At 47.5% G+C, this 21,863-nt stretch carries 16 protein-coding genes; 2 read left to right on the top strand and 14 right to left on the bottom strand.

Translation table 11 applies throughout. The features are described 5' to 3' along the window. Nucleotides 1-12: 12 nt before the first annotated feature. The 4 genes from NST84_RS03560 to NST84_RS03545 all read right to left on the bottom strand — a co-directional run bounded on the left by NST84_RS03560 (nucleotide 13) and on the right by NST84_RS03545 (nucleotide 4,510). Nucleotides 13-1,362, bottom strand: coding sequence for a hypothetical protein (locus NST84_RS03560; protein WP_342564285.1), 1,350 nt, complete (start codon nucleotides 1,360-1,362; stop codon nucleotides 13-15). Nucleotides 1,363-1,379: 17 nt separating this feature from the next. Then, nucleotides 1,380-1,889: a hypothetical protein gene (locus NST84_RS03555; protein ID WP_342564284.1), complete on the bottom strand. Its 510-nt coding sequence runs from the start codon at nucleotides 1,887-1,889 to the stop codon at nucleotides 1,380-1,382. Between the two features lie 131 nt (nucleotides 1,890-2,020). Next, a complete protein-coding gene (locus NST84_RS03550; protein WP_342564283.1) occupies nucleotides 2,021-3,187 on the bottom strand; it encodes a GyrI-like domain-containing protein in 1,167 nt (388 codons plus the stop codon). Nucleotides 3,188-3,241: 54 nt separating this feature from the next. Next, the gene (locus NST84_RS03545) at nucleotides 3,242-4,510 is read right to left on the bottom strand and encodes a helix-turn-helix domain-containing protein (protein ID WP_342564282.1); all 1,269 of its coding nucleotides are present in this window, start codon (nucleotides 4,508-4,510) and stop codon (nucleotides 3,242-3,244) included. A 206-nt stretch (nucleotides 4,511-4,716) separates the two neighbouring features. Here NST84_RS03545 and NST84_RS03540 point away from each other — a divergent pair, with 206 nt between their 5' ends. Beyond that, on the top strand, nucleotides 4,717-5,112 hold the full coding sequence (locus tag NST84_RS03540; protein ID WP_342564281.1) for a hypothetical protein: 396 nt from the start codon (nucleotides 4,717-4,719) through the stop codon (nucleotides 5,110-5,112). A gap of 74 nt (nucleotides 5,113-5,186) precedes the next feature. On the opposite strand, the gene NST84_RS03535 is transcribed toward NST84_RS03540, so the two are convergent. The 4 genes from NST84_RS03535 to NST84_RS03520 all read right to left on the bottom strand — a co-directional run bounded on the left by NST84_RS03535 (nucleotide 5,187) and on the right by NST84_RS03520 (nucleotide 12,682). After that, nucleotides 5,187-8,552: a HEAT repeat domain-containing protein gene (locus tag NST84_RS03535; RefSeq protein ID WP_342564280.1), complete on the bottom strand. Its 3,366-nt coding sequence runs from the start codon at nucleotides 8,550-8,552 to the stop codon at nucleotides 5,187-5,189. 38 nt (nucleotides 8,553-8,590) lie between these two features. After that, nucleotides 8,591-9,334, bottom strand: coding sequence for a peroxide stress protein YaaA (yaaA, locus tag NST84_RS03530; protein ID WP_342564279.1), 744 nt, complete (start codon nucleotides 9,332-9,334; stop codon nucleotides 8,591-8,593). Between the two features lie 156 nt (nucleotides 9,335-9,490). Then, entirely contained in the window at nucleotides 9,491-11,650 is a 2,160-nt protein-coding gene (gnpA, locus tag NST84_RS03525) for a 1,3-beta-galactosyl-N-acetylhexosamine phosphorylase (protein WP_342564278.1), read from the bottom strand. 12 nt (nucleotides 11,651-11,662) lie between these two features. Continuing rightward, nucleotides 11,663-12,682, bottom strand: coding sequence for a glycoside hydrolase family 88 protein (locus tag NST84_RS03520; RefSeq protein ID WP_342564277.1), 1,020 nt, complete (start codon nucleotides 12,680-12,682; stop codon nucleotides 11,663-11,665). Between the two features lie 274 nt (nucleotides 12,683-12,956). Between NST84_RS03520 and NST84_RS03515 the strand changes: the two genes are divergently transcribed. Next, a complete protein-coding gene (locus tag NST84_RS03515) occupies nucleotides 12,957-13,898 on the top strand; it encodes an AraC family transcriptional regulator (RefSeq protein ID WP_342564276.1) in 942 nt (313 codons plus the stop codon). Between the two features lie 179 nt (nucleotides 13,899-14,077). Here the strand turns inward: NST84_RS03515 and NST84_RS03510 are convergent, their stop codons facing one another. From NST84_RS03510 to NST84_RS03485, 6 genes are all read right to left on the bottom strand, one after another. Beyond that, nucleotides 14,078-15,244 carry a DUF4317 domain-containing protein gene (locus NST84_RS03510; protein WP_342564275.1) on the bottom strand — a complete coding sequence of 389 codons (1,167 nt, stop codon included), beginning with the start codon at nucleotides 15,242-15,244 and terminating at the stop codon, nucleotides 14,078-14,080. A gap of 133 nt (nucleotides 15,245-15,377) precedes the next feature. Beyond that, nucleotides 15,378-16,115, bottom strand: coding sequence for a hypothetical protein (locus tag NST84_RS03505; protein ID WP_342564274.1), 738 nt, complete (start codon nucleotides 16,113-16,115; stop codon nucleotides 15,378-15,380). Nucleotides 16,116-16,215: 100 nt separating this feature from the next. Next, nucleotides 16,216-18,321 (bottom strand): CAP domain-containing protein, encoded by a 2,106-nt coding sequence (locus tag NST84_RS03500; protein WP_342564273.1) that lies wholly within the window; start codon nucleotides 18,319-18,321, stop codon nucleotides 16,216-16,218. A 549-nt stretch (nucleotides 18,322-18,870) separates the two neighbouring features. Continuing rightward, on the bottom strand, nucleotides 18,871-19,209 hold the full coding sequence (locus NST84_RS03495; RefSeq protein ID WP_342564272.1) for a hypothetical protein: 339 nt from the start codon (nucleotides 19,207-19,209) through the stop codon (nucleotides 18,871-18,873). Nucleotides 19,210-19,697: 488 nt separating this feature from the next. Further along, a complete protein-coding gene (locus NST84_RS03490) occupies nucleotides 19,698-20,144 on the bottom strand; it encodes a hypothetical protein (protein WP_342564271.1) in 447 nt (148 codons plus the stop codon). A 279-nt stretch (nucleotides 20,145-20,423) separates the two neighbouring features. Then, the gene (locus NST84_RS03485) at nucleotides 20,424-21,716 is read right to left on the bottom strand and encodes a carbohydrate-binding domain-containing protein (protein WP_342564270.1); all 1,293 of its coding nucleotides are present in this window, start codon (nucleotides 21,714-21,716) and stop codon (nucleotides 20,424-20,426) included. Nucleotides 21,717-21,863: the final 147 nt, after the last annotated feature.

The raw sequence follows: 21,863 nt of genomic DNA, 5'->3' as shown, positions 1-21,863 counted from the left end.
CCGCCCCCTTCATCAAAGCTTGGACAGCTCGTCCAAAAAAGCCGGCTTGTTGAAATATTGCTCCTGCAGCTGCTGAATGATGGCGGACTGACCGGACTTGCCGGCCAGCTCTCCGTAGCGTTTAAGCATTTGGCAGACATTCCAGTACTTTTTCCTGTTGAAAGCTGCTGCGGCAGTGTCATAAATATACTGGCTGTACACTTGTTCCGCTTCTGTTTTATAGTCTGGCGACAGCCGCGCGGCGTACTCTTCTATCGCATCTGGATTTGCTTTTACGTAGGACAGCATTTCTGCAAGGTCATTTTTATCTGAGAACAGCTTCGTATAGAGCGCATGGGCAGACCATGTATCCGATTGTTTGAGTTCAGCAAGAATGCCACGGTAAAACTCCTCCTCATCCCCTTCAAACAATGCTTCAAGCTCAGCGTAATATTCGTAGTCACCATCCAGCAAAAGCTCCTTAGCCAGTTGCTTCTGCTCTTCCTTCAGCGATAATGCTTTATAGGCTTCGTATCTTGCTTTTTTAAAGTCGGATCTGTCTCCCCGTCCCCCTTGCTCCGCCAACTGGATTACCCGCCGGTAGTCACCAGCCTCCTTGCTCTTCCGGATCGCTAATTCCCCGAATGATTTCATATGAAGATGTTCCTGCATAAACTTATCCGCTTCTTCTGCGGAGCTATATTTTTCGATAAGGTCATATTGAATTTCGTGCAGTTCCTCATTCAAATACTCCCTATACCCCTTACCAGCAGTAGCTGTAATCTGCGCTCTGATAGCCGCCAGCAATTGTTCTCTGCGCTTCTTCTCATCAGCAAATACAGTACATATCCGCAGCAGAGTAACCGGATAATCATCCCATCCGTCGAATACAGCATTTTGGCTCATCTTAATCAGACGTTTCAAAAAGTGCTCCCGGACGGACTCATCAGCTTTCTGCTGACTTTCTGCCAGCTCGTCAATCTGATCCAAAATATCATCCACCAGTCCCCCAATCTCGCCGTCCGAGTCATCTGCATACTGAAACGCCTCTACTCCTTCTTCCAGTACCATTAAGGCCATTTCCAGCTTCACTGTATCATCACTCACACTGTCCTTACTATCCAGCAAAGCCGTCAGGTCTGCTGCAAAGCTGCTCGTCTCCCGGTAAGAGATGAAGCCCTCCCTGCCTGTATATTGTTTTACGATTGTTTTTATCAGCTTTTGGAAGGTTTTAAGCAGAGCTGGTTGCTCCTCACTACCATATTTCAAAAGAATTGTATTCTTAAATACCTCATCCTGCCCGGCAGCCTCAGCAATAATCGCAATCAGCTCTTCTTTGGACAATTCTCTCAGCACTTCTTCTAGCTTGCGCTGGTTCGCCATAGCTGTTCACACCTTTATCATTTAATGACATCATTCAGCAACGTTATTACTTTCTCTTTCTCCCTTTTGTTTATGGTTATCTTCTTGCTATCAAGCCAATTACGTTTTAGTTTTAATTTAAAATTGATTATCACAGAATTGCCCTCATCTTTAACGGACACTTTCTCTGTCTGCTCCCATCTCCACATACCATCTCTCGTTAAGATACCCTGATCATAAATCTCAATTTTACTGAGCGCTCTTACCAAATAAACAGGTGCCAACAGGATTAAATACATCGGCCAAAACAGAAACATCAGCTCTGTGCCGCCCTCTGCTCCATAGAAGCGGATCACTTGATACCCTCCGACAGCTAAAAATAACACCCCAAAAATTACATCAAAAGTAAATTTTGCATCCCTGACGATCAGCAGCCGATCCCCCATCGTTTTCCGGCTTGCTTTTCTTCGTATGATTACAGTTATACACCAGATTACTACAATAAGAGCTACTATAACAGGAACAGCCATAAGCACTTCAAAAGTCATGATTGATTCTCCTCTTGTTTCAATTACGCCATACATACAAATTCCCCTTATAGCCGAAAAAACCCTTCCCGCCGGGAAGGGCCTCATCGTTCATTAGTCATCTTTTATTTCGCAGCCCTCATCATTCCATCTCACATCACCAACGGCACAAACACCGAAGCCGCATTAGCCTGTCTGAACCGGGCGATGACCTGTCTGCTCCAGTCGCGCTGGTACTCGGGGTGCCCGGTCAGATACAGCTCCTCCAGATGATTGAACGCAGCATCATAAGGAATACCCGGATTATCGCCGTTCACCTCAAGCTGGCTGATGTGCAGATAGAGGCCGCCCGGCAGAGTAAGCTTTTCTACGCAATCCGGAAGTCCGGCAAACGAGCTGACCCTGGTTCCGAAGCAGGAATTGTATTTCCCCTCCTGACCGCTGTCCACCGGAAACCCGTAGTAATCATGCAGATAATATTTTGCTGCCTCAGTGGCAAACACCTGGTCCTGTACGCCAAAATACTTCGTAATCACAAACTCCTCACTATCCGGTAAAGTCATACTGCAGGCGATCTTCAACTCCGGGAGAGTAACGGCCTTAAAACGCAGGGAGGCATAGCGCTCAGCAACCGTCTGTGCCAGCATAACTGGTTCATATTTGGTCAGAATCTCTCCCTTGCTGTCATATGTATTGAACCCGCAGCCCGCAGGATTATATACATAGCTGGTATCTTTACGAAATTCCCCCACAAAGTACTCATCCGCATGCATGCGCTCACCGTACCCCAGCCGCCCTTCCTGCCCGCCCTCATTAATCAGGACCTTGGCATACCGGCAGGCCGGCACTGTAAGCGTCTCCGTATACTCCGGCAAATAATCAGGCAAGTCCTCCAGACTGTCCACTTCATAGCCCACAAACACCTTATAGTTCCCGTCACCTTTAACCTCTGTCCGCACGGTAATAACGTTGTCCCCGTCTTGGAGTCTGCTGCTGATTATGCCGGAGAGCAGCGTCATATCTCCTTCCGTTATCAGCTTTTTCGTATAAAAGTAGTCATTCAGAATACAGCCCGCATGCCCGAATCCAGAAAATCCCCCGTATCCCCGGCTTTCGAACGTCACCGGCAGCGCAATCCCGACAATCTTCATCTCCGGCCTATCTACAATCGCGCATAGCTCAGTAACCTGCTCCACAAGCACTTCATTTGAATGCTCCATCTGGCTCATCTCCTCCACCATTCTTAGTATTGCCGGCTTAACCCGGGGGCTGTAGCCTTCCGAGGCCTGCTGCAGCAGGTCCTTTTTTCTTAGACTCATGAGTGTTCCAGCTCCTTTCACACCTCAATTTTATATACAATCAAGCCCGCGGTATTATCGGTTTATAACAGCTTCCAGCCTGATCCATACCTTCATCTGTATCTTCTCCGGGTCCTGACTGCCGTTTGTCTTATATGTAGTAAAAGCGGACGCCTTCCCCCTGCTCCATCCGTTTTCTCTGATCCAGCTGTCCAGCAATTCCCCGAACACCCTGCTGTCGCTGCAGCAGCTGCTCTCTACTACGGCATAATGGCCTGCGGGAAGCTGGACAAACACAAGCCCGCAATCCTCAGGCAGCATGTGAGCTGATTCCAACCGTACACCACACGTATAGCTCAGGCCATTTTGAGATACGTAGAATTCTCCGTCTTTTCTTATCGCACCGGGATTATGGATGGATAAGTAGGCGATTACCGCCGCAGTTGCCTTCTCCTCTGCATCCTCTCCTGAGCGGCTTGCAGTCAGGAACAACCGGCCATCGCAATACTCCACGCGGATGCTGTTGTAATCCATCCGCTTGACCACCGGCAGGTACAAAACCAGCCTGTTCACGGCACCTCTCTTACAAATATACTCTTCAAAATAACCGTCCTCAGCCTGCTTGAACATACTTACTCTCAGCCACTCCCCGTAAAGGTAGTTCCAGGCCGACGTAATCTCAGCTTCATTATTGTTAACCGTTATTTTGGCAAAAGTGCGGGTGAACGCCGGATGAACAGCAGTTTCCTGAAAAACACTGCCAGCAAAGCGATTTATTAACTCATACTCACATTCTACAGCGAGCTTATAACAGAACTCTCCGCTGCGCGGCTGCCCGCCCCTGCCAAAGATTCTTCCTTTATATCCCGGTAAAAGAGTGCTCAGTGCGTGTAATGCCCGGTTTTCAATGCCGTCAGGTTCAGGATCATAAAAAGCAGTATGCAGAGTCTTGGGGATAGTGTCTGTAGTAACCGTAACCTGCCTTACAGGCTGGCTGTCATATGCGGGGAAGTAGTAGCAGGCATCGCTCTTCTGATATTCCAGCGGGGTCATAGCTGTGGCGGATTTCACATATTTGCACAATGCCTGCTGGGAGCTGTAGCCGCAGGCATAGGCAATCTCGGCCAGCGGCAGCTCTGCCCCTCTGATTAGTGCAAGGGCGGCAGACAGCCGCCGCTTGCGAATGTATTCCTTCACCGAATGCCCGGTGTAGGTATAGCAGTCCCGGTAGAGCTGCATTAAAGAGGTATAGCTGGCCTTTGCCGCCAGCTCGAGGTTAATCTCACCGTGCAGATGTTCTTCTATGTAAGAGATGGACTTCTTGAAACGGGCTATTTTGTCCATTGTGGTCCTCCATCAAGCAGGGTAGAAACCCGCTCACAAAAGGTTCTTTTGAAAATAGAATAGCAGAAACTGCAACAAAAACACATTCTTTACGCATGTATTTTTTCGGTATATATTTAAAGAAATATCCATTCTGTTCTGGAAGGTTTTTAGTTTACATCGGATAAACTATCAAAATATTTCATTTGAGAGGATGAACTATTTTTATGAGAAGATTGTTTACCGCAGTACTTGTCTTGCTTGTGGGCCTGTCAATGAGCTTTGGCCTGACTGCCTCGGCTAACCCTGCTATGGTAAGCTACGGAAACAGCTATACTCAGACCCTTACCTCAGGCCAATCCTACGCCTACATTCTCCCTAACGCCAAAACGTCCGGTACAAGTGTGAAGATTACCACATCCGTCGCCAATACACTCCGTCTGCACTACTACTGGAGTTACAACAATACATCCATTGACCTTGGTACAGCTATAGTAAACAAGATTAATTACAGCGGCAGTTCAGGTTACTATGAACCCGGTACCCTGGTCACTGTGGTAGAGCGCGTTCCCGGATCAACGACTCCTTACCCTTCCATCAGCTACTCTATTACTTTCGAGTAATTTTAAGCTCACTGTTTAACAACCAGACTAAGAATGACCGCTCAGGGCGGTCATTCTTTTGTTTAAACACATATTCACTCAACTGTTGTCCAAATGTCCGATGCAAGTGAACGGATCTCAACATTGGTATGTTTTCTGTATAATTTTAATAAGCTTGCACTACTCTGGCTCCACATCAGCACTTTTCCCGCAGCTTCAAGCACAGCAAGCCCCAGATATTGAATATCTGCACCGCCCTTTGCCCAAATACTCTCTGCCAATTTTAATACCGCTTCCGGGCTCCAATGTCCCTTGCTTTCCTTCAGACTTTGCTGTATCTGCCTGTATGCAGTATCTAATAGACGCCGCTGATTGGAGGTAACCTTGACTATCCTGCCCAAGTACTCCAATGTTCCGTCCGCATTATTCCAGTCTATCGCTGCAACATACAGATTCACAATGGCATGCGTTAAGGTCTCATCTTCTAGCAGGCACCCGATAATCCCCCCATACAGAGGTTCCAGTCCTGCACGTGTGGTTTTGGGCAGAGAGGTCAGCTGATTCACAAGCTTCAGCAGACGCTGACGGTGCGGCAAATCTCTTTGAGGTGTGGCATTCCAGTCCTCATTAATTACAGTACTCACCAAGTCTCTAACCACATCAATAACGGTCTCATTAACCTCACCGTCACGGCACACTTCAGTCAGCGTACGCACTGCGGACTCCCACCTGTAGCTGTCTTTTAAATCAAGGATAATCCTCGCAGCGGCAGCCGCAATAACCTGCTCATTCCCGTTGATCCAACGGATCATACTATTTATAGCCATTCTGCTTGTATCAGGGTCAGCATGACCTGTGATCGTTAAGACTAATTCCAGATAGCGGGATCTATAGGCTTCCGGAAGTGCTCCTGGCTGTTGCATTAACAGACTTTGCGGGATATCACTCTTTTCCGACGAAGCCATGGTGTGCAGAATCGTCCAGCTATGCCCGTCATCCAGAAGCTGCCTTGCTGCATGCCCTATCGCAATAATAACGTCCTTGTGTGCGTCAGGTTTGTTGAATTCGTTCATCAGCAGCGGAATGCTGTCAACGCTCCGATAAGCGCCCAATAAACGGATCGCTTCTTTTCTGACTGTGGTTTTCAACTTTTCCCGGCCCAGGAGCTCCCTCAATATCCCTGACAACATAATAGGATTAACTCTGCGGATACATCTGGGTATCGAATACATAGCTACGCGGGCTCTGTCCCCGTCCAGATGATTAAGCAACATCGGAAGTGCCTTTTCTGGTTCTTCTATAAAAGAAAATGCATGGAGAGCAGCTTCTACGAGCATAGTCTCTTCATCTTGCAAAAACTTCAGCAGGATATCCGGATTCAGGTCAGGCATTCTTCCCATTGCTTTAATAGCTCTCGTACGCTCATGCAGGCTATGTCTGGAGTCTGTAGCAATCCGCTCTAATATAGTCCCGAAGGATCGCTGCTGGCTTGGCAGCCATCTATTAAATCCATCATCAGCAGATATAGCATAGATGGTTTTGCCTGACAGAAATCTGCCTTTAATTAACGCTCCCGAAATGAAGGGCGTGAGCCATTCCTGCCGTTTATGATGCAGATGCTGGAAGACTTCATTTAATGTAATAAAAGATTTATCCAGCTTTAACAACTTTTCAATTCGCTCATCCCGCGTTTTATACGGAACCAGCCATAATCTCGCGGCCCATTTTACATTAGCATCTGATTTCGCCTTTAGTCCTTCTTTTAAGAGCTGCTGCAATTTGGGAATATTACCGGCTTTCTTTCCGAAGGAGCCGGCCATATTCATTACCAGACTATAATCCTCTTTTTGCAATGCTTTTACAGCCAGCGGGTACAGCTCTTCAAATATATGCTGTTCTATTCCCGGAGGGTAATTCTCCTCCAATAAAGGCAGCGCAAGCTGACCCGTCTGTTTAACGAGCTTGGCAATTGTGCTTAAGGCGAAGGTAAAGATGTCACTTTCAGACCGGGTTGAATTGAACCTCAGAATATTGAGTGCCAGTGCCTGAGTAGCCGCCCTGGTAGCATAAGACGTATCCCTTGCCTCAATTACACTATCTACCAGCACAGTAAGCGCCTGTACATCCTCATCCGTAAACATAGACGCTGGACTAGCGGAGAGCTCTCGCATAACGGCATTACGTACAGGATCCTGATCATTTCTAATTCTGCCGGCGTATAGAAGCGTCTCGTTCATACCTCTTCTGGAAAGAACGGTACTACGGATCAGCTGCACAAGCGCCATTGCCCGTTCGTCTGCACCAGATACAGCAGTTGCTTGTACGAGCAGCTTTCTTGATTTATCAATAGATAGAGCAGCAGTAACGCTCAGCTTTTTATCGCGGTATTCGTTAATTTTACGCAGGCCCAGCATCCGCTCCGCTTCCTTGTCACGTAACGCATGCGGCAGCTCATATAACAGGACCTCCGGAAATACAAGCTCCCCGCGTTTATCTTCCTCATAAACTGAATCAAAGATCACTTTACGTTTGGACGGGGCCATATTCTTCAGGATTTTGGCTATATGTAACGGGTAATCGGTAAGCAGTCTTGCAAGTTCAATCCATTGATCTATCGTAAAGTACTTATTCTGCTTTAAAATACTATCCGGGACCCCGGAGGCTATCAAGTCGCTGCGCGACTCACTCCGGATCAACAGCCCGTATACTGCAACCGGATGATGACGGACCAAGGTGCCCATTTGTTTTTTTAGTGCAGAAGGCAAGCGCTCTTGAGGTGCATGATTATTCGCGCAATCCAGAATCAGCTCTGCATGTGAACGGCATAGAATCTCTACAGCGGATGAAAATCTCCCCCAGACAAAACTCTTTTCCCGGGGGGCGGCTTGCTCCAGCGTTGACCGGAAATACTCCGCAACCGCTTCCGGTTGACGGCCGGCCAGCTTGCCCCAGTTGTTAACGGCATATCCGATGTTCGTCAGCCATTTGCCGGCTGTTTCCTTACGGCAAGCAGTCAGCAGAATAGCAGCCTCCTCCGCCCCCCACGAAGCATGGACGACCGGCAGTAGACGCTCCGCCGCTCCCTGACGATTTAAGAATGAAATCGAACGCAGTAATTTAAGGCGGCATTCATGCGATAATTCAGAAACCACACCCATAATATCATCATCTGCAGCTACTTTAGCCACGAGGCCGGAAGCCTGGTTTCTGATGCTGGCCTTAGGATGCTTTAGCGCTGACAAAATAACATTTGCATCCTGTGTAGCAGCAGCCCCGATTAATGCCAGCTGCGCCTCATAAACGCCTCCTTCAAGCATTGAATGGAGCAATTGAGAGTATTCAGGCGATCCCTTGTGACTGCGTCCTAGCAAGGCTATTGTATGAGCCCTACCCGAAAATCCGGCAGAATCCAGTTCTTTCAGCAGATTCTCTTTCTTCAGCAGATCTTTTTTGAACATCATAAGTTCTCCTCCTTAAAACTCGTTATTCGCTCTCCTCACTACCCCTGCAAAAACACAAAAGTCCCCTCATCAGACAGCTCATCCGAGTAAGCGAAATTAAGCCCTGTATACGCCTTAATCTCCTCCACGCGGCTGACCTTCTGCTCAGCCATGAAGCGGACCATTTCGCCCCGGGCCATTTTGGCGAAGGTGGCTTTTTCGGTTACTTTGCCATTGGCCTCTTGTCCGAATACACAAGTGACCATACGAACGTTCTCGCCCAGATAGGGGGAGATACACTTGCTGTATTCCTTGGAAGCCAGGTTCACGATGCAGTCCGTTTCGGCAAACAGCTGATCCGCCAGCTTCCGGTTCCAGAACTTGTACAGCGAGCTGAAGCCGGGTCCGGCCAGCTTGGCCTGCATTTCCAGCCGGTAAGGCACCACGCCGTCGAACGGCCGCAGCATTCCGTAGAATCCGGAGAGAATCCGCAGGTGCTCCTGCAGATATTCCAGCTCCTCCGTCTGCAGCACGCCCGGTGCCATGTACTGGTATTGCAGTCCTTCATAGGAGAATACCGCCGGCGTCAGATTCCGCTCCAGATTCATATGGGTAATCCGCTCCACATTCTGCGCAGCGATGTCGTCATTGCATTTCCAGATCTTTTTTAACTCATCATAATTCAGTTTTTGTAATGCAGCTAACAGTGTTTCCGATTCACTAATAAACTGCGGCAAATGCCGCTCCGCAAAAATATCCGTGTCGATCTTCATCTTCTTGGCAGGTGAAATAATGATTCTCATGCTACTCTCTTTTCTAGCCCCATGGCGGTAATAATGTACTCCTATCCTATCATATTTTAAGAGGCTCCTGCTCCCCTCACACATCTATCAACAGCAAAAAGCCCAAGCACCCGGCAGACAGCCGCATACTTGAGCTTTTTTCACTAAACAAATCTATTAGCCAATCGTCTTAATCACAGTATCATAAGGAGCAAGCTCCAGCGTCTGCACGCCGAACTCCGTCTCCACCGAGGTCTTCTGCGTCTCCGAGCTGTTATTGATCACAACGAGAATCTTGCTCTCCGGATAGTAAGCGCACTCTGTGTAGAGGTTATCCGTGATGTACTTGTTGTCATTCAGCTCGCCGCCCGCATAACGGATCAGGTTGAGCAGCAGTCTCGTATTCTCCAGGTTGAACTCGAAGGAAGGCAGGTAGATCCCTTTTCCTTTGCCAAAAGCGTTCGAGGACAGCGTGATTCTGCCCCCCGACTGCTGCACAACCGAAGCCGCACCATCTGTCAGATAAACGCCCTGCTTCGCTTCAATGCTTGCTCCTTCCGGCAACAGACCCAGCTCATCCTTGGCTTCAAAAGCCCACCGGCCATGCACCACTCTGGCACCTGTATCCTCATCCACACCAAGAACATGGGCCATTCTGAAGAACGTATCATATCCTTCTACTGCCGAAGGCTGGTTCACCCCGATGAACGTCCCGCCTTCATATACCCACTTGGTCAGAATGTCGACCACTTTGCTGTCGTTCCAGTGCTTGCCGCCGCTCCAGGCAGAACCTGCTGCACCTGCATTGATTACTACATCAACGTTATTCAGTACGCCTTGACGGATGTCCTCGAAGTCGATGAACTGCACTTCCACCGGCGAGCCGGACAATGCTTCATTAATATGGATCAGATCATGCATAAAGGTTTCGTGGAAATGGCCGGACAGCGTCCAGGATCTCAGCTTGCCCCAGCTGTGCAGCACCGCTACCTTGGTCTTCACCTGGTAAGGCTTGCCCTTGCTGTGCAGCTCTTTGATCTCTCTGAATTCATCGGCAATCTTCTCGATGTAGTCGCAGAAGTCCGGATATGGCTCAACCAGATGCAGATAGCCACCAAGTCCAATACGGTCAATCGGCTCGCGCAAAAGGGCGCGGCGGATGTTGATCCAGTATTTCTTTGCATCCAGCGTAGGATCTCCGCCCTCCATGAAGGTAGGAGCACCGCCCAGTCCAACCGGGAACAGGTAAGGATGCAGACGGATTTCGTGCGTGTCCACTTTGACGCCGGAGCACATCCGCGCTTCATAACCCGAGAATACACATTTGATCATGCCGTCGAATCCAAACTCCTCGAACCGGTCATTGTAAGGCTCCATGCCGACCCAGCTGTCATCGTAGAAGACATAGGCCAGCTTGCCGTGACTGTGCACAATATCAATGAGCTGTTTAGCGAAGCCAATGACAAAGTCATTAATGAACTCCATCCAATCCAGCTTGCGCTGCTCGGCCGGAATGTGGCTGACACGGTACTTTCCGCCGTTAACGAAATCCTCAGCGGTCAGGGAATAGCCGTATTTTTTGGCAAACAGGTCAAGCGCTCTTGCACTCACGGTAAAATCATATGAACCCCAGTCGGAGAACAGGTGACGGTTGCGCTCACTGCTGCCCCAGATCCATGCAAAGTTATAGAATAAGGAAGTGAACCGGACTACAGTTGTTTCTTTATGCTCCACACACCATTGTTCCATCCAGTCCAGCATATACTCCTGAGTCTCCGAGTACATCGGATCAATCTGCATCAGGTGGTCTTTGGTCCAGTTATTGGTGGTGTGGTTGTACATAGAGATCTCTTCCCAGATGCGGTAAGCCATGAAGCTGACGGTGTATTTATGCCAAGGCGTAATTCCAGTCAGCACCACATTTCCCGATTCACGGTCATAATTCCACTGCTCGCGCGGCAGCTCTTCACCCGTCGTCCGGTCGGTAACCTGCCAGTATTTGAACGCTTCTTTGGAGTCATTCACTCTGAACTGGTCAGCAAAGAAGTCCTCCATCACATAGATGGACAAGTAATCCTGCACGGCAACCTTCGGATTGGTGATCAGGAAGGTCTGCTGCAGCTTATCCTGATTTTGCGATGCCCAGGTATTATGGTCACGGATGATACAGATTGTGGAATAGATGCCGTAGCCTGCATTGATAATCTCATCAGACAGCTTGGTGCCGTCACTGTCACGGATCACATCCGCACCCCAGCGTTCAGCCAGCTCCAGTGTCAGCTTTTCGTAACCGGATTCGCCCGGCAGGGTAAAAGAGCCCTTAGTATGTTTAGTCAACTTGCTTACCTCCTATTTAATCATATCGGACAGGAAGGCAAGCGCTAAGCCTTGGCCCCAGCCCTGAATCCAGTCTTTGGGAATGTTGCAGTAGCCTTCACGGTCCTTCATCACAGCAGTGCCGCCGGATACATTGAGTACACGTCCGTCTTCACTGATGTTCTCGAGAATGCCCTTAAGCGCCTTCTGTACGTATTTGGTGTGCAGCGGATTACCGTTGTTGACCATGGCTGCCGCAATCCCTGCAGACGCAGACACTTCCTCATAGGACTCCACATCATTCAGCACCGTCCGCCAGAGGCCGTTTTCGGTCTGGACAAGCTTGAGTGCAGCCAGCTGATCACGCAGCGAACACTCCACATCCATGCATTGCGGATACAGATACCAGTCATGCAGCAGCGGCTTAACCTGTGACATCGTGTAGGCACCCCAGGCATTCGCTCTGCCCCAGTAGAATCCGCTCATGTGATCCTGCTTCACATTGTTGTAGCCGTGATACCAGAAGCCTGTGCTTGGATTTTGCAGATATTTAATATGCCAGTAATAATTGTTCAAGGCATCGTTGATCAAGGTCTGGTCGTTCAGCTTACTGCCGACACGCAGCAGGAAGAAGGCCGCCATAAACAGCGTATCCGCCCAAGCCTGCTCAGGAAAATCATTGTTCGCCGACACAGTATGCTGCAGCACGTTATCTCCGAAGCGGAGCGCGTTATTTTGCAGATAATCGACCTTGCTCATTACAATATCCCAATATTTCTGATTGCCTGTCTCTTCGTAGAGCGTAATCAGCATGTGCCCCATCGCACAGGTGTTAACCGTCCAGGTCGGCAGACCCAGCTCAATATATTCATCTGCCCAGCGGATCAGCGTATCGAGGTACTCTTTGTTGCCCGTAACCTTGTAAGCTCTCGATACCCCGTAATAAGCAACGCCGCAAGGCCAGTCCCAGGTTAAGTCCATAGCCAGTGTCTTCTTGGTAACCTTATCAATTACGCTTAAAATCAGTTCCTTGTCATAATCCAATTGCAGCATGTAAAAATCCCTCTCCTTCGCACACGCCCCCCAATGGCGCTTGAGAGCCGTCTGACAGTTTGTAAACGCTTTATAGATTCTATTGTATGATGTATAATGGTCATATTCTAAGCATATTCATAACAAACCTGCGCATTTTCGATCATTTATAATTCATTTCTGTAAAGTTGGGATTTCTATCCCATTCTCTTAACGCCGGCACAATGCTATCATTCTAGCTACCATAGTGTAATTTAATTACTAATCCACATACTGGAACGGGGGCCTTACGGACATGCCCAGAAAAAAGAAGCCCGTCATCGAGTACCGCCACTACAGCCTGCCTATTCAGTTCCCGGTTCTGCTGCTGAGCGGAGACCGCTGGAGAATTTCCGACATCAAATCAGAGCATCTGCATTTTCACAACCATCTGGAAATCGGCATCTGCTATTCGGACAGCGGGATCATGGAGATTAAAGGAGAGGCCGTCCCTTTTAAAGCCGGAGATATCACCTTTCTGCCGCGCTTCCTTCCCCATACCACGTACAGCTCGAAGGATTCGGCCAGCCTGTGGTCCTATCTTTTTTTCTCACCGGAGGAGCTGTTCCAGCATTCCTTCAAAAGCGCTTACACCAGCTTCGAGCCCAATCTCTGGAGGGTCCAGGGCCACAATTGTGTGCTGAGCAGGGAGCAGCATCCCAAGGTCTATTATCTGGCCACCTCCATCGTGGAGGAATTGAAGCAGCAGCGGCCGTATTATCAGGAGAGTGCTTATGGTTTATTGCAATCGCTCTATATTGAGCTGCTGAGGATTTATTCAGCGAATGAGCTGCTGGCTGAGCAGGAGAATGACCAGAGCCTGAAGGGGGATTTTGTGATCTCGCCGGCACTGGAGTATATCACGAAGCATTACATGACGCCGATTACCATCGATTTTCTGGCCGAGCTATGCCACCTGAGCACCACCCATTTCCGCAGAAAATTCCACGAAATCATGGGCACGGCCCCGCTCGATTTTCTGACCAGCACCCGCATCGAAGAAGCCTGCAAGCAGCTAAAAAGCACGGATGATTCGATCCTCTCCATCTCCGAGCAGGTCGGCTTTCATTCCATTTCCAGCTTTAACCGCTGCTTCTCCCGGCTGATGGGCGCCTCGCCCAAAGAGTGGCGCAAGGGGGCTCAGTCTGAGGCACAGTCGGCGAAGGCGTCGATCCTGGAGTTTACGGGCTGGGTGTAGTGAGGAATAATGAAGAATAAATGGATTGCTGATATGCAGGAGGAAATTGCTATCCGGAAGGCAGCGGCGAAGTTCTTTGGTGAGTCAAAAAAATGAGACTACCTCAAAAAGAAATAGACCGCCCTCACCAAAGGTAGCGGTCTATTTTTCTGCCCTATATGCCAAGCTCCTGTCTGGTATTACAAAATCTCCGTACTAAGCGTAAACCCTTCAATCACCACATCCTCATCAACCTCAATCATGATGCAGCGTTTACCCTGGTAATTAACCTGCTTAACATACCGCAGATCCTGCGGGCTGACGGAGATGGTGGCTACCTTGGTTTCGATTTTGATCGATTTGGTCGTGAATTTCGGGATCACGCTGGCTGCCTTCATCTCGTAATTCCGGTCGTCGATGATCGTTTCGAAGGCCCGCTCCACCTTTTCCGCCGTGACATCCTCTACACCGCTTACCTTCAGAACGCGTTCCACATCCTTGAAATCCAGCGTAGCCGGCTCTTCCTCACCCTGGCCGTCCTCGATAACCTGCTGGATCTGCTCATATACCTGGGCGATGGTGGTTGTATCCAGATGTTCGCCGGCAATCTCCTTCACGATGTCCTCGAAATAGGCTCTCTCTTCCATCGCTGTCACAGAAGTCTCTGCATTCAGCACCTGCTCGATGAACTGCGGGTCCGGATAATTCGATTTGCCCGTACAGTACAGCACGCGGTTAATATCGGAATAGTTGTCCGTCACACTCGGATAAAAGAATCCCTGCTCCGGTGAGCTAAGCTTCACAATCGGATCAACGATGACGTTATACTTGAACTCGCGTTCCACATAGTCGAACATGAGGTTTTTACGCTGCTGCTCCGTGGAATTCACGCTGCACAGAATAAACTGATGCGCGAACGTCTCGTTCTTCTCGCTCTCTTCGCTTTCTTCATTTCTGGCTTTGGTCGGCCGGTGGTATTGTCCGCGTACGAAGGTGATTACGGTATCTTTTTCATACTTGGTATCAGCCAGCATCCGGTCGACCAGCATCAGCATGAGGTCCTGCCACTCTTCCGGATCACCTGTGATCAGCCCCTGATGCAGCATAACCTTGGCAGGCTCCTCCACCTCATCCTGAAACTTAAGCTCGAACAGCTTGTGGTCCAGCTCGCCGGTCAGCAGTTTTTTGAAATTGCCCATATACAGCTCCTGCTTCTCCCGGTCTACAAGGCCGAACGGCAGGCGCTCCCAGTGATAAATCTCGTTCGTTTCCTTCATCACATACACGTTCAGGATATCGTACAGGCTCAGCAAGTCATGGTCCAGCTTGAACTGCTTGCGGATATGCGCTACTTCTTTTTTATTCATAATGGATTCGGGGCTCCTTAGATAAAATGTGCTTTATTCAGTATAAAGGATGCGGCCGGAAATTTCTAAGTACCTGTCGGCAAAAAAATACCCGCAGCCTATCGCTACAGGTATTCAAAGCATTCAATACTTCCTATAACCGCTCCACATACTGCTTCGCCTCGCCCAGTGACAGATTGCTATGCTGGCGGACGAGCTTGATCGCCTGAATGAGCTTACCGTCCTTCTTCATCTGGCGGACCGTGTCCAGAATCTCCTCGGGAGGAAGATACGGTGTATTAACAGCTTCCCCTCTGCGCTTTATTTCAGCGGCGGCCCGCTGCTCCTGTTCTGCTGTGAGCGGCTGATCTGCTGCAGTCTGAACAAATGCCACTTTCGGCTGCGGCCTCCTTCCGGCAATGGCACCAAGCAGCGTCCCGGCAATAGAATACAGCACCATATACTGCACGAACCGGTACAGATACAGCCATACCGTACTAAGCTCAAGCACCTCGCCATTCTGCTTCAGAATCGTTATATTATCCCTAATGGCATATTCACCAGGCGCATAGTTATTGATGTCCTGCATAACCTGCAGCTCTCCGACCGGCGAAACGATCCACTCCAGCGGTTTATTAAAAATAGGATTTCCTGACGTATCAATCATCATACTGAACAGTGTGAATACTGCAATAACATAGACAATATTATTTTTCCACGTAAACCGTTTGGCAAGCACCACAATACTAAAAATCAGCAGCAGCGTTATTCCTCTTATGTATGTATTGTGGAGATAGTATTGGAACACCACAGGCAGAACCCAGCCGAACAGGATGATGTTAACAACGGCAAACAAAAAGACAAAGAATAGAATTTTGGCGTTTTTCTTCATACCGTACTCCCCTTTCTTCAGCAATACTACACTATTACCCAAATGCTCTCTTCTTGTTATAAGAAAAGCTGGGGACACCGGGGGAAGGTAATGGAATAACTTAACTGTTGTATGAAGCGGAATAAAGATATTTATTCATCGTCTTATATTGTATATTCAGATAGAAGCTGCCTTTGGGCGTTTTCAGATACAGATTCAATCCGATTTGCTCATAGGGCCCACAGTCTAATTGAAAGTTTCCTTCATTGTCTAAGGTTACCGTCACCTCTTCCAGCATCTTACGGGGCATTTCCTGTGTCTGCATACTCACCTTGAGCGTTTGGCCGGCAAATTGAATGAATTTCCCCTTTAACGTGAGTGAATGATCTTCGTTGAATTTCGCAAAGAAGGTCCGGTCTTCAAGAGTAACCGGCTCAATATACACTTCCTTGGGAGGAAGCTCCGGCAGACTGGATGCTGGCGTTGCACTAACCGGCCGCCCCCGCAGTTCACTAAGCTTAGGACGCAAATAATAAAGAATCTGGGCAGCTTCAGCACGTGTAATCGTCTTCTCCCCCTGATAGCCCGCGAGTGAAAGCTCTGTTTCACATCTTACATAATCCTTGCCCAGCACCAGCTTCACAGCATCATTGCCTTTATAATTCAGCCCGTCTGCAGCAGCAATAATTTCTGCAATCTTTAACCGGGTGATCCGGCTATCCCTTGCGTATGGATTGGTTAATCCGCTAAGCGGAAAGTTTCGTTCCTTGGCAATAAGATACGCTGTGTCAGCCCAATGCTTACTTGCAGCAGGCCGGTAAGCTTCGATGTTGATCTTATAAGCTTTCAGCAGCATAGTCCAGAATTCAGCTTCGCTTACTGCAGCTTCAGGTTTGAAAAGCCCCTTTCCGGCTTCGGTCATGATGCCGGCCTGAAGTGCCCACTCAATTGCAGGCAGCGCTTTGTGTCCCTTAATGTCTGTCAGCTTGCCCGGGTTAGCTGCAGGGTAGGCCTTTGTTTTCCATTTAGAGTACACCTTCACCTTTACGGGTGAAGATACCCCCGCTGAAGATACCGTGAGCATGTAATCTCCTGATTTGACACCCGCTATCGTACCGTTTGCTGAGACACTCAGGCCATTCTTCTGGTTAACCGCATATTTCACTTCACTACCCGGCAGCATTTCCGTTGTCCCGTCATCATAACCGCCTTTAACATGAAGCTGGAACTGTCCACCCTCATTAATCATGATTTCCTTATACTCTGGCAGCAGTTGTGTTAGAGCATGACCCTTTCCAGTTGTAAACGACCATACCTTTTCCAGATCATCCGCAGAATCTTCTATGCGATACTTCAGCGATATGGTATACCTGTGATACCCCTTTAATACTGACTTAGGAAAAATATATAAATCATCACCTCTAGCTTCCTCATAAAAAGGAACCTCTGCTCCCGTCTCATCAGTGAGTACTGCCGTATGCGAAGTCATGTCTTTATCGGTTTTGGCAGATATAATGTAACCAGAGTATTCGGCAGCAAACTGGGCCAGCGGATCCGGAATTTCGCCGCCATAGAATCCGACAGGAACATCGGTCTGCTGATTATAGGGGTACACAGTAATCCCCACCTTGGTCTGCTGGCTCATTCCGGGACCTCCGGCATCTAATACCGCTGTCCCGCCGACGAGGGCAATTCCAATTTCGGTGTAGCCGGGATCTAAGATAATGGCACGGTGATACGCTGTATCGAGCCAGCCTTGGATAGCTGCTTTACTGCTTTTTTGGCCAAAATGCATAACCTCACCGTAGGAATATCCCCGAGAGCCTGAGCTCCAGCCGGCCGCAAGCATCCGTTCCATTGCCGACTTTCCTGTATATCCGGGTTTACCCGAAACTTCGGAGTGGGCACTAAGGCCTGGCAGATCTGCCTGATTAGCATTGTAAAATTCAGCATGCGCAATGGCTGCCCTGGTAATGGAGGCACTCAATTGCACAGGCGGAATACCGGCGCGGGCGCGCACCGCATTCAGGAAGTTTAGACCTTCCTGCTGGTCTGAGGTATACCCGGCTCCTTCTACAGATGTATCTGCCGCAGCAACCGTACCGGTTGCACCGAATATTCCTGTACTTACCATTCCGGTGAGCATGATGAAGAGAAACGTACCCTGCAGCAAGTGCACAAGCTGTCTGCGAACTGCCCGGATTCGCTTTTTTCTGACAAGTATCATAATAATCCCCCTTTTATCACTATAAATCATTCGACAGTTTTCAATATTTTTCCTTTGGTTTAATAATATTGATAATATAGACCTACATTTCTACGTTTTTAAGCATTACGTTAGACTTCAAGCAGGAGGGATTTATATACAGAAGCTATTTACGGATATCATAAGCCAAGATATTAAACCCTTTTTGGCCGGGGATGGTTACTCCAAAAAAAATCTGCACTTCTTCAAACCGCTCGAAAAGCTCTTGTACGATGACAAATGCAAGAGCAATCTTGGATTATTATATGGATAGGACTTACCTTGCGCCTCCAGAAGCAGTTCTATCTCCATCTCAAGCATGTAAAGCCGTTCCTCATAGTCTTCTTGATCAAACATATTTTATATATGCAATTCAATCATAATAAAACCCTTAAATTCTTCATGAGGCGCTATTTTGGGCTAATCTATTGAAGAATACGGTTTTTTTATATAAAAAATTATAAAAATATAAAAAATGCCGAACCCTTTTATAGGATTCCGGCATTTAAAGTATTATTTCTTCCTGATTCTTTAATCTGCTGTACCAGTTTCCATTTTTTTGATTTCAATCGATACACATTCCAGTTCACTAGTCAGAGCTAAAGTATCCACTTTTCCTGCTTTATCAATATCAATCAATCCCATACACGATGGATACCTTTTACAACTCCAAAAGGGTCTTCCGTCATAATGTCTATTTTTTATTTCAGTTTTTGTTCCACAAACCGGGCATTTTGGAATGCCTTCTTTGTAAGCAAGTTCAATCATTTTTTTCAATTGATTATAACGCTCAACTTTTCTCCAATATCCTTCTGTATCAATAACACCATATTTACTTTTCAGAGATTCATACTTCTCTTTGCTTATCAATGTTTCTGACTTCCTGAAATGAGGATTGTAAGGGTCTTCAGCATCAATTCTACTAACAAGAATTTCTTTATAATATTCACCACTTATACAGACAATTTCCTCATTAATTCTAACTCTATTAGTAGCGACAGGTGATACTTCTACAGAAATACGAACTATACCTCTAACCTTTAAACTTTCTGTATAATAATTTAACGGTATAATCAGCTACACTTCCTTTCTAAAATGTCCATCCCGTGAGCTGTGGAAGAAAGTCTTTGCTACGTAATATGGTGAACCCGCAATGAGATCACGACGTACTTAGCCAAAAGGCGCTTGAGCTCACCGTGTGAAACATAATTCAATAAATAACTTCTTCAGCAGACTTACCTAGTTTCGGCTCATTAACGATAAACGGCAGCCCAGCCTCCGACCGAAAGTTATACAAACTGGAAACAACACCTTTGTCCTGAGTGATGCTACAGTAAAAGAACTACCCAGCTTATTATTTAGCTAATAGCGCACTTCATTTTTTTACTTAGCAGTAGTGTATGTAAAAGATCAAATAATTTTGGATCAAGAATTTGTTTGGACTGGCTAAATTGTTTAAAGTTCGACCAAATACTTCGAGTCTCCTCCCTAGTTATTGGATCAAAAACAACAATTGATTTCGGATCAAATTGGTAAGCACCAGTGTAGATATCATTGAGCGGCTGCTCAAAGAAAACGATATCTTCTAAAATAGCTATGGCAATTATCTGTCCAGCATATTGGAAGAGTACCAGTGTTCCACTATCAGCTTTCATCCCTAAACTCTTGAAACGATATTCTCTGTGTTGTAAGATTCCTAGAAAAAAATTATTTTGAACGCTTTCGTAACTTGCATTGTTGAACTCTTCTTTTGACATTGGTAAGATACGAATTGTATGAAAACAATCATTTTTTTTATAATACAAGGTGCATCCCTCCAGACCTTTAGGGTAATAATTCGTTAATTGATGATAACCAACGTAACTTGTCTTTTTGTGTTTGTGGGCTTGCGTGATAATAAAGATTATTTGGAATACCAAATCCTATTTATTTTAATAATAGATGATTTTTTTAAAAAAATGTAATAATTTTGTACTAGGAAAATCATATTCCTTTCATTCAAGAAAGAGGACGTGAACATCTCACGCCCCCATCTTCTTTGCTGTCATTCATTAATGAAAATGTTTGCCTCCAGACTCTTTAAATCATTGCCCAGTCCCTCTACCGCCGCCAGCACCACCCCGGAAGCCGCCTCCACCGCCTCCACCGCGTGATTCCGTGATTTCCGTAATCTGCTCACCGTTAACTGTGACCGTGCCGCCGTTCAGTTCAGCAGTCCCATCCGCATCAAAAGCGGAAGTGGCTTCAACATCAATGGTTCCACCATTAATATAGAGGTTACCGTTTGAGTCAAACGCATCCGTATCTCCGCTGCCCATGGTTACTTTGATCGTCCCGCCGTTGACTTCAATGGACGCATTATCGCTCACTTTTGGCGTAGCGTTGATGCCGTCATCTGTCGCATACACTGTGATCTGGCCATCATTGATTATAATATTATTGCCCTCGATGCCTTCCACAGCGGTCTCAATGTTAATGGTACCGCCGTCGATTTGCACAAGATTGTTGGCCGTGATAGCATCATCCGCTGCAGTGATATTTAAAGTACCGCCTTCGATATAGATATTGCCGAGAGTGGTGTCTTCCTCGTTTTCGCTATGCAGCGCATCCTTACCGGTTTCAATCGTAACCGTTCCGTCGTTGATCAGAATAGCATCGTTCGCTTCCAATGCATCTGCTGAGGATTTTATGGTATACACGCCTCCAGTGATTTTGAGATCATCCTTGGAAGAGATGCCATTCCCTTGAGCCGATATAATATCCAGGCTGCCGGTTCCGTTCAGGGTTAAATCGGCTCTGGAGAAAATCACGGCATCCAGATTGGTCTCCCCGTCTGCCACGTAGGTTCCGGTTACCTCCATATCGTTGTCACTGTCAGTCGAGGTAACGAATACTTTATCTGCTGCTTTTACATAAATGGCTGGTGCGTCATCGTTAGTTATACTGACACCGTCAAGGACGATTTGTACCTTTGCTTCCTCAGCTGCATCGACCACCACCGTTACATTTTCCACATCACCGCTTAGTACATATACACCTTCCTCGCTCAGGGTCACATCCTGATTGCTTACCAGATTCATCCGGGTGGCAGCTGTCAGATCCGCCGTCTGCTCCAGATCGCGGTCACTGAATAGTGCTGATGTGTCTGCAGCCGTAGTTGTTCCGGTTGTTCCGGTTGTTGCAGCGCCTTCAGTTGCATCTCCTGTTGACGTTGTGCCGGATGACGCGGTAGAGCTTGCAGCTTGCGTTGCTACTGCCTGTGTACTTGTAACTACTGCAGCGCTATTGTCCTGTGCATTAGAGCACCCTACGACAGATAAACTTAGCAATGCGGCAAACGTTAGGACCTTTATGCTGATAAATTGGTTATTTTTCATGAATGAACACTCCTTGTATAATTGGTTGCAAATCCTTTTTGTTATTTACAAAAGCTTATTGCTCCCTGGCTTACACAAAGAATAACTTACATACCTTTAACCAAACTTAAACGGAAAGCTCACCAATTCCCAGAATCTCTGCGTTCC

It is taken from the genome of Paenibacillus sp. FSL R7-0345 (assembly GCF_038595055.1).
In the GTDB taxonomy this organism is placed as follows: Bacteria; Bacillota; Bacilli; order Paenibacillales; family Paenibacillaceae; genus Paenibacillus_AQ.
This window is presented reverse-complemented; position numbering and strand designations above follow the sequence as displayed.

What these genes read in the sequence shown, in the direction of transcription:
- NST84_RS03560 (WP_342564285.1), bottom strand. Translation starts at nt 1,362, where the DNA reads ATGGCGAACCAGCGCAAGCTAGAAGAAGTGCTGAGAGAATTGTCCAAA.
- NST84_RS03555 (WP_342564284.1), bottom strand. Translation starts at nt 1,889, where the DNA reads ATGACTTTTGAAGTGCTTATGGCTGTTCCTGTTATAGTAGCTCTTATT.
- NST84_RS03550 (WP_342564283.1), bottom strand. Translation starts at nt 3,187, where the DNA reads ATGAGTCTAAGAAAAAAGGACCTGCTGCAGCAGGCCTCGGAAGGCTAC.
- NST84_RS03545 (WP_342564282.1), bottom strand. Translation starts at nt 4,510, where the DNA reads ATGGACAAAATAGCCCGTTTCAAGAAGTCCATCTCTTACATAGAAGAA.
- NST84_RS03540 (WP_342564281.1), top strand. Translation starts at nt 4,717, where the DNA reads ATGAGAAGATTGTTTACCGCAGTACTTGTCTTGCTTGTGGGCCTGTCA.
- NST84_RS03535 (WP_342564280.1), bottom strand. Translation starts at nt 8,552, where the DNA reads ATGATGTTCAAAAAAGATCTGCTGAAGAAAGAGAATCTGCTGAAAGAA.
- yaaA (WP_342564279.1), bottom strand. Translation starts at nt 9,334, where the DNA reads ATGAGAATCATTATTTCACCTGCCAAGAAGATGAAGATCGACACGGAT.
- NST84_RS03520 (WP_342564277.1), bottom strand. Translation starts at nt 12,682, where the DNA reads ATGCTGCAATTGGATTATGACAAGGAACTGATTTTAAGCGTAATTGAT.
- NST84_RS03515 (WP_342564276.1), top strand. Translation starts at nt 12,957, where the DNA reads ATGCCCAGAAAAAAGAAGCCCGTCATCGAGTACCGCCACTACAGCCTG.
- NST84_RS03510 (WP_342564275.1), bottom strand. Translation starts at nt 15,244, where the DNA reads ATGAATAAAAAAGAAGTAGCGCATATCCGCAAGCAGTTCAAGCTGGAC.
- NST84_RS03505 (WP_342564274.1), bottom strand. Translation starts at nt 16,115, where the DNA reads ATGAAGAAAAACGCCAAAATTCTATTCTTTGTCTTTTTGTTTGCCGTT.
- NST84_RS03500 (WP_342564273.1), bottom strand. Translation starts at nt 18,321, where the DNA reads ATGATACTTGTCAGAAAAAAGCGAATCCGGGCAGTTCGCAGACAGCTT.
- NST84_RS03485 (WP_342564270.1), bottom strand. Translation starts at nt 21,716, where the DNA reads ATGAAAAATAACCAATTTATCAGCATAAAGGTCCTAACGTTTGCCGCA.